Raw genomic sequence first — 11,276 nt, forward strand, 5'->3', positions numbered from 1 at the left:
TTGGCGCCGGCGCTTGAGCCCGGTGATCGGTTGTGATCACCGGGACTGGGTATCTTGGTATTTAGTTCACGCGCGCATGGACGCGCGGGCGCTCAACGCGCCAACCAATGTTGCGATGAGTTCCACTCATCGCAACATTGGTATAACCCGCAATCCGGGCTTTCCAATCCGGCCGCGATGCATGATCCTTCTTGCGGACCGTTCGGTCGGCCGGGGGGCCGCCGCCATGGAGTGGGAAAAACATGCTGAACGAATTCAAGACTTTCATCAGCCGCGGCAATGTCGTGGACTTGGCGGTCGGTATCATCATCGGGGCCGCCTTCACCGCCATCGTCACCTCGCTGGTCAACGATATCCTGATGCCGCCTCTGGGCTATGTCCTGGGTGGCATCGATTTCTCCGACTATTTCGTCAGCCTGTCGGGGGGTGAATATCCCACATTGCAGGCGGCCAAGGATGCCGGTGCCGCGACCGTGAATTACGGCTTGTTCATCAATGCGATCCTGAAGTTCCTGATCGTGTCCTGGGCAGTGTTCATCCTGGTCAAGCAGGTGAATCGCTTCAAGAAGAAGGAAGAGGCGAAACCCGCCGCGCCGACGAAGAGCGAGGAATTGCTGACGGAAATCCGCGACCTGCTGCGCAGCAGGTAAGCCGGGGCCCGGACAGGGGGAGGGCCTCTCCTTCTGTCCGGGCCGATCGCCCTCATTCGATGTGCGGTCAGTCGATGTGCGATGTGTAGCTTTCCACCGCCGGCACGGCCTTGATCAGGCCGCGTTCATGCAGGAAGCGGGCGAACCGGTCGTAGCGCGCACGGTCCAGCGCGCGCGGACTGTGCGCGAAACGGGCCACGGTGTCGACCCAGGCCCGACGGTTCAGTTCGGTATCAAGGTCCGCCCGGCCCTTGACGAACAGGCGCCACGCCTCATCCGGATGGTTGACAAGATAAAGGGTTCCCCGTTCCACGGCATCCAGGAACCGGCCCAGCCGCGGGTCGGCCGCCTTGTTCCGGGCGGTGATGAAGACAAGCTCGTCATAGGCGGGAACACCCTCCTCCTCGGGGAAGAAGGCCCGTCCTTCCTTCTTCTCGATCTCCATCTGGTTCAGCTCGAAATTACGGTAACCGCCGACGATGGCATCCACCTGCCCCGCGAACAGGGCCGGGGACAACGAGAAATTGACGTTGATAAGGGTGACATCCTTCAATGTCAGCCCATGCCGTTCCAGCATGGCCCCCAGCAGCGCATCCTCGAACCCGCCGACGGAATAGCCGATCTTCCGTCCCTTCAGATCCCTGATCGACTTGACGGGACCGTCCTTCATCACGATCACCGTGTTCAACGGCGTGGCCACCAGCGTGCCGATGCGTGTCACAGGCAGCCCGGCATCCACCTGCAGGTGGAGTTGCGGCTGATAGGAGATGGCCACATCGCCCCGGCCCGCGGCGACCAGACGTGGCGGGTCATTGGGATCGGACGGGGCGATCAACTCGACGGCCAGGCCCGCCTCCTTGAAATATCCCTGTTCCAGCGCGACGTAGAGCGGGCCATGGTCGGGGTTCACGAACCAGTCCAGCAGCACGGTCAGCTTTTCTTCCGCGGTGGCGGGCAGGGCGCAAAGCGCCAGCGATGCGGCCATGGCGGCCGCACGCAGCCAGTTCTTGCTCATGCGTTGGGTTCCTTGGTTATCACGCTGTCGGGTAGCCAGGGCATGGCCCGGCGAAGGATCAGATCGACCAGAAGCCACAGGCACACGGCCAGCAGCGCCAGGATGAACAGGGCGGCGAAGGTCAGGTCCGTCTGGACCCGTGCCGTCGCATGCAGCATCAGAAAGCCAAGGCCGGCGGATGCGCCAACCCATTCGCCCACCACGGCCCCGATGGGGGCCACGGCGGCGGCCATGCGCAACCCGGACCCGAAAGCGGGCAGCGCGGCCGGCAGCCGGATATGGCGCAGGATGGCCATGGGACCGGCACCCATGGTCCGGGCCAGGTCCAGCCAGCCCGGATCCGTGCGCCGCAACCCGTCATAGAAGCTGGCAGTGACGGGGAAGAAGATGATCAGCGTGGCCATCGCCACCTTCGACGCCATGCCATAGCCCAGCCACAGCACCAGAAGCGGCGCTATGGCGAAGACCGGAACGGCCTGGCTGGCCAGCAGCAACGGCAGAAGCCAGCGCCGCGCGGCGGCCGACGCCGTCAGCGCCAGGGCCGCCAGCGCACCGCAGAAGGTGCCCAGCACCAGCCCCAGGACGATTTCCAGCAATGTGTGGCCCGCATGCTCGGCCAGCAACGCACGGTCAGACCACAGGCGGGCGGCCACCCGGTCCGGTCCCGGCACGATATAGTGCGGGAGATCGGCCAGATGGACCAGCAGGCCCCAGGCCAGCACCAGCCCCGCCAGCGTCACACCGCCGCGCAGCAGCATGCCCATCATGCCGCGTCCTCCCCCACCGCGCCGCGCAACTGCGCCAACAGGCGTCCCTGCAGGGACAGCAGGGCCGGGTGGTCGGGGGGGCGGGGGCTGTCGCCCGGCGGCTGAATGGGATTGGACAGGCGTGCCGGCCGGCCGGACAGGACAAGCACCTGATGGCCCAGACGCAGCGCTTCCATCGGATCATGCGTGACCATCAGCACCGTGCGTCCCGCCAGCAGGCCGGCCGCGAGATCCTGCAGGCGCAGCCGCGTGATGGCGTCCAGAGCGGAAAAAGGCTCGTCCATCAGCACGATGGGCCGATCCTCGAACAGGGTGCGCGCCAGGGCCACACGCTGGCGCATGCCGCCCGACAGGGCGTCCGGCCGGCAAGCGGCACGATCGGCCAGCCCGACATGGGCAAGCAGGGCCAGCGCCCGGTCGCGTGCCGCCGGCCCGGCCCGGTTGCCCCGCAGTTTCGCACCCAGCATCACATTGTCGAGAACGCTGGCCCAGGGCAGCAGCAGATCCTGCTGGCCCATCCAGGCGATACGGCCGGCCACGGGCTGCCCGTCATCAGCCAGGATTTCACCCTCGCCTGTGGCCAGACCGGCGATCAGGCGCAACAGGCTGGACTTGCCGGCCCCGCTGGGGCCCAGCAGGCAGGTGATGCGGCCCCCGGCCGCCGCCAATGTCAGGTGCCGGAAAATCATCCGGCCGCCGAGCATCAGGCCGCCATCGCGCAGATGAATGGCAGGGGAAGGGGCGGACGGGGCCGGACGCGGCCCCGGGTCGTTGCTCATGGTTCACTGTCCCTACGCCGGCATCATCCGGATCAGGTTCCAGGGGTCGTCCCGTTACAGGACCTCTCAGCCGACCATCGGGCTCCCCCCAGTGAGGTTTTTCCGTTATGACAAAGCCATGACAGGCCCGCAAGGGAATAGGCATCGGACAGGGCGGACGGTTTCCGCGGCCGGCCATCAGAGGGGTGGGACAAGATATGGGCTTCAGACACAAGATTGCCGCCGGGACCGCCGTTTTTTTCCTGTCGGCAACGGCCGGTGCGGGCGGTTTGCCGGAAGGGCCGGCACTGAACCGGATGGTGGAAACGCTGGACGCCGATTTCTTCGCGCTGTTCTTCCAGGGCTGTGATCCGGACCGGCTGGCCACCATGCTGACCCCGGATTTCGAGATGTATCACGACAAGGATGGGGAGGTGGCACGGTCGGCCGCCCCATTCGTGGCCAGTTATGCACAGAGATGCGCGACGCGGCAGGCGCCGGATGCCTGGCGTTCCCGCCGCGAACTGATCCCCGGCAGCATGACGGTGCATCCCATCGGCACGATCGGCGTGCTGGAGCAGGGGGAGCATTTCTTCTATGAGCGCCGGGGGGATGGACCGGAAACGAAGGTCGGCCGCGCCCGCTTCACACAGCTCTGGCGGCTGGAGGCCGACGGCTGGAAACTGGCCCGCATCTTCTCCTACGACCATGAACCGGTGAAATAGCGTCGCAGGTGCAAGCGGGGTGCTTGTCGGTTTCCGCGCTGCGGAATAAACTATGTTCATTATGCCCGACAGCGCCACGATCAACGACCTGACCGCTGCTGCGTCGCCGAAAAGCGCGACGAACCGCCCGCTTTATCTGGGGGGCGAGATCTATCGGCATTCCAGTTATGGCCGCAAGCACCCATTGTCGATTCCCCGCGTCAGCGTGGCGACCGACCTGATCCGGGCCATGGGCTGGCTGGACGATGACGCCTATGTCGACAGTCCGCTGGCCACGGCAGAGCAGCTCGCCCGTTTCCACGACCGCGACTATATCGCCGCCGTGGCGCGGGCAGAGCGGGACCAGAGGGTCGATCTGGACACCGCGCTGCGTTACGGGCTGGGCAAGCTGGAAAATCCCGTCTTCCCGGAAATGTACCGGCGGCCGGCCATCGCCGCGGGGGCGGCCCTTCTGGCGGCCGATCTTGTCCGCGATGGCGGGGTCGTGCATTCGCCTGCCAGCGGCACCCATCATGCCCGCCCCGGACGGGCCAGTGGCTTCTGCTTCTTCAATGCGCCCGTGCTGGGCCTGCTGGCCTTGCTGGATCAGGGGCTGGACCGCGTTCTCTATGTCGATCTCGATGCCCATCACGGCGATGGTGTACAGGACGCCTTCCACGATGATGAACGGGTTCTGACCATTTCGGTGCATGAGGAAGGGCGCTGGCCCCATACCGGCCTGCTGCACGACCGCGCCGGCGGCATGGCCCGCAACGTGCCCCTGCCGGCCGGCCTGAACGATGCGGAATTCCGGCACGTGGTGGAGGAGGCGATCATCCCCCTGGCTGTCGCGTTCCGCCCGCAGGCGATGATGATCCAGACCGGCGCCGATGCGCTGGCCGATGACCCGCTGTCGCGCCTGTCCCTGTCCAACCGGGCCCTCTGGCGGGCGGTGGGTGATCTGGTGGGGCTGGCACCGCGCACGGTGGTCGTGGGCGGCGGCGGATACAATCCCTGGTCCGTGGGCCGTGCCTGGGCCGGCATATGGGCCGTGCTGAACGGCATCGACCCGGCGCAGGCCGACCTGACGCCCGCGGCGGCGGCGGTGCTGAAGGGGCTGACCTGGGATCGCCGTCAGGGCCGCAACCCGCCGGCCCGCTGGTTCGACGGCCTGGCCGACGCCCCGCATGAAGGCCCCGTGCGCGATGATGTGCGCCACGCGGCGGCAAGTGTGCGCGACCTGTGGTAGGGTGATCCGCTGCCACCTGACGGGATCCATCATGCTGCGCCGACTGGCCCTTGCCCTGCTTCTGTCATTGCCCCCCCTTCTCCTGCCCTTGGCGCCGCCGGCGATGGCGCAGATGCCACCGGGCCCGCAGATGGGGTTGAACCGTGACACGATCGTGGTGGAAACCCGCAATGGGCAGCGCCACAGCTTCCATGTCGACCTGGCATTGACCCCGCAACAGCAGGCCCACGGCCTGATGTTCGTCGAACGGATGGAGGATGATCATGGCATGCTGTTCCTGAACGAGCAGGAAGGCCGCCTGTCATTCTGGATGAAGAACACCCTGATACCATTGGATATCATCTTCGTTGATGCTGCCGGCTATATCGTCAATATCCAGCATGGCAGGCCCCGTGACCTGACGCCGCTGCCATCTGCCGGCCCCGCGCTGGCGGTGCTGGAGATCAATGGCGGGCTGTCGGCGCGGCTGGGCATCCGCCCCGGCGACCGTCTGTTGCACCCGGCCTTCGGCGTGAAGCGGCCATAGCGCAGGCCGGTGCGCAGGGCCTGGGCGGGCGCTTGTCCCCCGCCCCTGATGCTGCGCACCCGTGACCATGTTCCCGGCCCCGCAATCGGTGGATTTCCGGCAGGATGACCTGTGTGTTAGCATGGAGCATGGTCCTGTATACCCCACCTTTGCCGCCCTTGCAGCAGCCGGTCACGCCGCCGTCCCGTGACCGGCAGGTTACGGGCGTGACCCGGATCGAGCCGCGTCAACGGCGGGAAGAGGGTGGGGGCGGCCGGCGCAGCCTGCGCCATCGTCTCATCGATCTGGTGATGGAGGAGGTGGAGGGACTGCCCGACCTCTCCACACCCCAGAAGCAACGCATCCGGCACAGCCTTGACCGGTTCGCCGACCGGCCCGCTATGGTGCCGCCCCCAACGGACGAGCCCGCCCAGCCGTCCCCTTCACCGCCACCGCCACCGACGTCCGAGCAGGTCGTGGAGATGGTGGCGGGACTGGCCGATGATGGTCCCGACCCGCCGGACACCCCCGATGCGGACCCGGACCTTGCCCGCGAGGAAGCAAGGCAACTGGCGGCCCAGATGCGGTCATTGCTGGCCCTGCATACCGAGGAGGCGACGAAGATCGCCACCTATGTCCAGGCATTGATGAACAATGTGGGACCGGAAGCCCATCAGGTGGACCTGGACATCTGATGGCGCTTCGGGGGTGTCGTGTCCGTCTGTGCCGGTGACCGCGCCGGCAATCTGGTCCGGCGGCAACCGCCACAGCACCGCTCGTGCGGCATCGCCAAGCCAACGGATGTTGGCCCCGGCATTTGAGGGCGGTGATCAGAGCCAACAGGTTCTGGTCACCGCAAAGCAGTATAATGTCTCCGCCACAACATCTGCGTTGGAAGCCCCACGGGGCAGGTCTATAGGCTGGTCGATCCTGTTTGCGGTGTTGAATCCCCATGTCAACCAATGTCGTCCTGTTCCTTGCCACCACGCTGATCTGGGGCTCCACCTGGTATGCCATCACGTTCCAGTTGGGGGCGGTGGATCCGGCTGTGTCGGTGGCCTACCGCTTCCTGCTGGCAGGGTTCGTCCTGCTGGCTTTCCTGGCGGTGCGGCGACAGCCGGTCATGCCCCGGCGGGACGGCTGGTGGCTGATCGGTCTGGCCGGACTTTTCAATTTCGCGCTCAACTATCTGCTGGTCTACAAGGCCACAGCGCTCCTGCCTTCCGGCCTGGTGGCGGTGGCCGGTTCGGTTCTCAGCCTGATGAATGTCGTCAATGCCCGGCTGTTCCTGGGCCAGCCCATCCGCCCGTCGGTGCTGGGGGGTGGCATCATGGGGGTGACGGGCGTGCTATTGCTGTTCATGCCGGAAATGGCGGGCGGGGTGCTGACGGGGGGGGCGGCCGTCGGATTCGGGCTCATGATGCTGTCCAACTATTCAGCATCGCTGGGCAACATGGCGGTTTCGCGGATGCGCCGGGCGGAAATGCCGCTGATCGGTTCCACCGCCTGGGCCATGCTGGTGGGGGCCGGCCTGATGGCGCTGGTGGCTGCCCTGCAGGGCGCCAGTTTCCGGGTGGACGCGACGCTGCCCTACCTTTTGTCGCTGGTCTACCTGTCGCTGGTCGGCTCCATAGCGGCCTTCCTGTGCTATTTCACGCTGCTGGGCCGCATGGGACCGGGGCGCGCCGGTTACATCGCCATCATGACGCCCGTTCTGGCCCTGGTCGTTTCCACCCTGTTCGAGGATTACCGGTGGACACCGTCCGGTGCGCTGGGTCTGGGTCTGGCGGTGGCGGGCAATCTGCTGGTCATGGCGCCAGGTGGCATGGCCGGCCTGTGGCGTGGCCTTCGTCCGCGTCCGCGGGCCGCATGAGACGGTTTCGGCTTTTCGACGCATGGATGCTTGCGGGCATGCTTGCCCCCGCCGTCCGTGTGGTGTATTCCCACCGCCTGGGTGGCGGAGCGTAGCGCAGCCTGGTAGCGCGGCTGGTTTGGGTCCAGCAGGCCGGAGGTTCGAATCCTCTCGCTCCGACCAATCCCCACGGGACAACTCTTGCAGTCACAGGGTTCGCCATGAAGGTCCGGATTTACCAGCCCTCCAAGACCACCATGCAGTCCGGCCGCGGCAAGGTCGGTGACTGGGTCCTTGAATATGAACCGGCGACCCCGCGCCGTCCCGAACCGCTGATGGGTTGGACCAGTTCCGGCGACACGCTCAACCAGGTGCGCATCAAGTTCCCGACCAAGGAGGCTGCCCTGGCCTTCGCCGCCCGCAAGGGCTGGGACGCCGACGTCGCCGAATGGCACGAGCGCCGGGTGATCCCCAAGAACTACGCCGACAATTTCCGCACCGACCGGCCCCGTATCGGCCGCTTCTGACGGCTCACGCTCTGACAACAAAGGCCCCATAGCTCAGCTGGATAGAGCACTCGCCTTCTAAGCGAGCGGTCGCAGGTTCGAATCCTGCTGGGGTCGCCATACCCTTCCCAAAAAGCAGCGGGTTGGTGGATTCAAGTCTTCCGGAGAAGACTGTTATACTAGCATGAGCGGCGTTGGCCGCGATATGGGCGTATGCCGGTCACTGACCGGGCGTCTCGCTGGCTTCTGCTTGCGCGGGAATGCCGGGAGAGAAGGCTGCAACGGAAGCCAGTCGAGACTCCATCTCGCATGCGTTTGTATGAAGTTGGAAATGTTCTTCATATGTTCTAATATGCAGCTTCCGGTCATGGAGGCTGTGATGAAGACGAACAAGGTGCATTTGCCGGCGCCCCAGGAATTTGACGGGTCGCCATTCAAACTGCTGGTGAAAAGACACGGGCGTCTGGTCAGACGGTGCCGGGACATGGCTACCGATGACGGGCAGCCGGCCCGGCCGGGGCCGGTCCCACCCGTTCCATCGGAACGGCCGATGATATGGGACTGGGGCTGACGGCGGCCCCGACAGGCCGGCAGCTTATCGCCGGCGACTGATCATCGGAAATCAATTTCCAAAAACCGTGGACAGAGCCGCCATCCAGCCGGATCGGCGGCTTTTCCATGTCCGTCCACCATCGACGACCCGCATCGTCCGCCCGGCAGGAAATGCCGCGCTAGGCAAAAACATCCCATTTCCCTGAACCTGACCGGCCTCCGACTGGGAAGAAAAGGGGTCGGGAGGGCCGGTTGACGGCCGCATTGTACCTCTTAAGTACAGGTTTTGAGCGTTATCCCGGGTTGGCACGCTTCCTGCTTATACGGGGTCGAACCCATTCGTGTTCCACCCTCAGGAGGAAGAGACCGAAGCTCTGGACAAGGCGTTGAGCGGAAAGCGGTGCAGACCAGCCTTAAAAGGCGAAAGCCAAGCAAGACTGATGCCGCGATCAGCAAAACGGATTGCCCGATCCGAAACGAAACTGCCGGTCATGCACCGCACCCGGCGTCTTCCACGGTAACGGCGACGTCCTTCCTGAAGGTCCACGAGTATCGATTGCGGCCGAAACGGCCCCTCTAACGGCTCAAAAGGAGATACCCCATGTCGAGCAGTGATGTTCAGTTGACCGCAGGGATGCGCAATAACCTGCTTCTGCTCCAGAAGACCAACAAGCAGGTTGAGACGATCCAGAACAAGCTTGCCACCGGCAACAAGGTGAACAGCGCCCTGGACGGCCCCACCAACTACTTCGCTTCCAAGAGCCTGAGCACCCGGGCGACCGACCTGTCCAAGCTGAAGGAAAGCATGGGCCAGTCGATCAGCACGATCCAGGCCGGCGACAAGGGTATCACCGCCATTGAAAGCCTGGTCGAGCAGGCCAAGGGCCTGACGACCACCGCCTACAGCAACCTGGGCACGGACGAAGCCAGCATCGCGACCCGCAAGTCGCTGGCCGAGCAGTTCAACCGCATCAAGGACCAGATCGACAAGATCGCCCAGGACAGCGGTTATGCCGGCAAGAACCTGCTGGTCGGCAATGGCATGACGCTGGACAGCACGGCCAACAGCCGCAACGCCGTCAACTCCATTGCCGGCATCTCCAGCAGCCGCGTGACCAATGTCGTCAAGGCGGACACCTATTCGGTGCGCATCAGCGGCACCGGCGACATCAGCGGCAACCTGGGCGACATCGCCAAGGCCGAAGATGCCCGTGGTCTGACCTCGCTGAAGATTTCCGGCTCCATCTCCGCAACGGCCGGCAACTTCTCCGACATCCAGATCGAGATGCGCGGCAATGTCGGCCGTGAACGCACCGTGGTCATCACCGAAAATGGTGAAAGCCGCACGGTGAAGTTCTTCGACAACACCCAGTCGATGCAGGCCAGCACCACAACCGCCGGCAAGTCGGGCGTGTCGCAAACCTCGAAGGTCACCATCTCCGGTGCGGTCGATGTGGGCGACACCTTCACGGCCACTGTCAACGGCAAGTCCTATTCCTATACGGTGACGCAGGACGATCTCGACGCCTTCACCGATGGCTCGGTGACCGGCGCCGGCGACAATCCCGAATATCGCCGCCGCGTTGTGGCCGAGGGCCTGTACAACGCCATGCGGGACGATACCGCGATGTTCGAGGACCAGGGCACGGCGCTGACCGGCGGCAATGGTGACGACAGCGGTCCGCGGTTCAACCTGGCCTATGACCCGGCGGATGATTTCATCACCATCCAGTCGGACGTGACGGTGGGTACCGGCGTGACGTTCAATGTCGGCGCCTCGGCCACCAACGCGATGGAGAAGGACATCTCCATCACCTTCTCTTCCGGCACGACGGTCAGCTTCACGATCGATCGCGAATCCCTTGAAAATCTGGGGCCGGCCGGCAATGGCACCTCCACCATCGAAAAGATGGTCGATCTGACGGTCTCTGCCACCAACCTCAACGGCGTGACGGTGGAACGGTCGGGGATGAATGCCCGCGGTTCCGGCAAGCTGTCGGATGGCGAGAACTCCCTGTCCTTCGATAGTGGTACCGTCCGCTTCGATGTGGACCCCAAGACCCTGCGTCAGGCCGCATCCGCCCAGCTTTCCGCCAACCTGATCACGGTGCAGCGGACCGATGCGAATACCGAAAATGATCTCGCGGTGCAGTTCAACGAGAACAATACCAGCGCGATCACGGTGACCTCGCAGAATGTCCAGACGGACGGGCAGGGGCTGCGTCTCGACTATGCGCAGAACGGCTTCCTGGATCGTGCGGACATCGACCGCGCCGTGGCCAGCCTGGATTATGCGACGTCGCGGCTCCGTTCCACCTCGCAGGCCCTCTCCACGAACCTGAACGTCATCCAGACGCGCGAGAATTTCACCTCCGAATTCTCCAACGTCCTGACCGAGGGATCGAACAAGCTGGTCCAGGCCGACCAGAACGAGGAAGGTGCGAACCTGCTGCTGTTGCAGACCCGTCAGCAGCTCGGCACCATCTCCCTCTCACTGGCCAACCAGTCGCAGCAGGCCATCCTGCGGCTGTTCTAAGCCGGTCCGCCCCTGGCGGCGTGAACAGCGGCGACCCTCTGGTCGCCGCTGTTTCATTTTGAATTGCTTTGCACAATGCAATAGTAAAGCAGATATAGGTAAAATTTGCCTAAAAAGCAAAATTCATCGAAGCCGATACCCGTCCGCGACATATCATACTATTTTGCGGTGACCAGAACCTA

At 64.5% G+C, this 11,276-nt stretch carries 11 protein-coding genes, 2 tRNA genes and 1 riboswitch; of the genes, 10 read left to right on the forward strand and 3 right to left on the reverse strand.

What is annotated here, in order from left to right:
• The first annotated feature begins 242 nt into the window (after positions 1-242).
• Complete coding sequence (mscL, locus tag ACM9LZ_RS25125; RefSeq protein WP_416622256.1) at positions 243-650, forward strand: large conductance mechanosensitive channel protein MscL; 408 nt, start codon at positions 243-245, stop codon at positions 648-650.
• 67 nt (positions 651-717) lie between these two features.
• Here mscL and ACM9LZ_RS25130 read toward each other — a convergent pair whose 3' ends face one another.
• The 3 genes from ACM9LZ_RS25130 to ACM9LZ_RS25140 all read right to left on the reverse strand — a co-directional run bounded on the left by ACM9LZ_RS25130 (position 718) and on the right by ACM9LZ_RS25140 (position 3,211).
• Positions 718-1,665: an ABC transporter substrate-binding protein gene (locus ACM9LZ_RS25130; protein WP_416622257.1), complete on the reverse strand. Its 948-nt coding sequence runs from the start codon at positions 1,663-1,665 to the stop codon at positions 718-720.
• A complete protein-coding gene (locus ACM9LZ_RS25135; RefSeq protein ID WP_416622258.1) occupies positions 1,662-2,432 on the reverse strand; it encodes an ABC transporter permease in 771 nt (256 codons plus the stop codon). The genes ACM9LZ_RS25130 and ACM9LZ_RS25135 overlap by 4 nt, the downstream gene beginning before the upstream one ends.
• Positions 2,429-3,211 (reverse strand): ABC transporter ATP-binding protein, encoded by a 783-nt coding sequence (locus tag ACM9LZ_RS25140; protein ID WP_416622259.1) that lies wholly within the window; start codon positions 3,209-3,211, stop codon positions 2,429-2,431. Before ACM9LZ_RS25140 ends, ACM9LZ_RS25135 begins: the two co-directional genes overlap by 4 nt.
• Positions 3,204-3,310, reverse strand: a riboswitch (TPP riboswitch). It overlaps the preceding gene by 8 nt.
• Before the next feature lie 98 nt (positions 3,311-3,408).
• On the opposite strand from ACM9LZ_RS25140, the gene ACM9LZ_RS25145 reads away from it, so the two are divergent.
• The 9 genes from ACM9LZ_RS25145 to ACM9LZ_RS25185 all read left to right on the forward strand — a co-directional run bounded on the left by ACM9LZ_RS25145 (position 3,409) and on the right by ACM9LZ_RS25185 (position 11,094).
• Positions 3,409-3,915 (forward strand): nuclear transport factor 2 family protein, encoded by a 507-nt coding sequence (locus ACM9LZ_RS25145; protein ID WP_416622260.1) that lies wholly within the window; start codon positions 3,409-3,411, stop codon positions 3,913-3,915.
• A 52-nt stretch (positions 3,916-3,967) separates the two neighbouring features.
• Positions 3,968-5,143: an acetoin utilization protein AcuC gene (locus tag ACM9LZ_RS25150; protein WP_416622261.1), complete on the forward strand. Its 1,176-nt coding sequence runs from the start codon at positions 3,968-3,970 to the stop codon at positions 5,141-5,143.
• A gap of 31 nt (positions 5,144-5,174) precedes the next feature.
• Entirely contained in the window at positions 5,175-5,669 is a 495-nt protein-coding gene (locus ACM9LZ_RS25155) for a DUF192 domain-containing protein (protein WP_416622262.1), read from the forward strand.
• 128 nt (positions 5,670-5,797) lie between these two features.
• On the forward strand, positions 5,798-6,343 hold the full coding sequence (locus ACM9LZ_RS25160; RefSeq protein ID WP_416622263.1) for a hypothetical protein: 546 nt from the start codon (positions 5,798-5,800) through the stop codon (positions 6,341-6,343).
• A 257-nt stretch (positions 6,344-6,600) separates the two neighbouring features.
• Positions 6,601-7,521, forward strand: a complete 921-nt coding sequence (locus tag ACM9LZ_RS25165) for a DMT family transporter (protein ID WP_416622264.1) — start codon at positions 6,601-6,603, stop codon at positions 7,519-7,521.
• Positions 7,522-7,606: 85 nt separating this feature from the next.
• Positions 7,607-7,683, forward strand: a tRNA-Pro gene (locus ACM9LZ_RS25170).
• Positions 7,684-7,721: 38 nt separating this feature from the next.
• A complete protein-coding gene (locus tag ACM9LZ_RS25175) occupies positions 7,722-8,027 on the forward strand; it encodes an ETC complex I subunit (RefSeq protein WP_416622265.1) in 306 nt (101 codons plus the stop codon).
• 22 nt (positions 8,028-8,049) lie between these two features.
• A tRNA-Arg gene (locus ACM9LZ_RS25180) sits at positions 8,050-8,126 on the forward strand.
• Between the two features lie 1,033 nt (positions 8,127-9,159).
• On the forward strand, positions 9,160-11,094 hold the full coding sequence (locus ACM9LZ_RS25185) for a flagellin N-terminal helical domain-containing protein (RefSeq protein WP_416622266.1): 1,935 nt from the start codon (positions 9,160-9,162) through the stop codon (positions 11,092-11,094).
• Positions 11,095-11,276: the final 182 nt, after the last annotated feature.

Origin of the sequence: Niveispirillum fermenti (genome assembly GCF_048066175.1) — a bacterium.
In the GTDB taxonomy this organism is placed as follows: domain Bacteria; phylum Pseudomonadota; class Alphaproteobacteria; order Azospirillales; family Azospirillaceae; genus Niveispirillum; species Niveispirillum fermenti.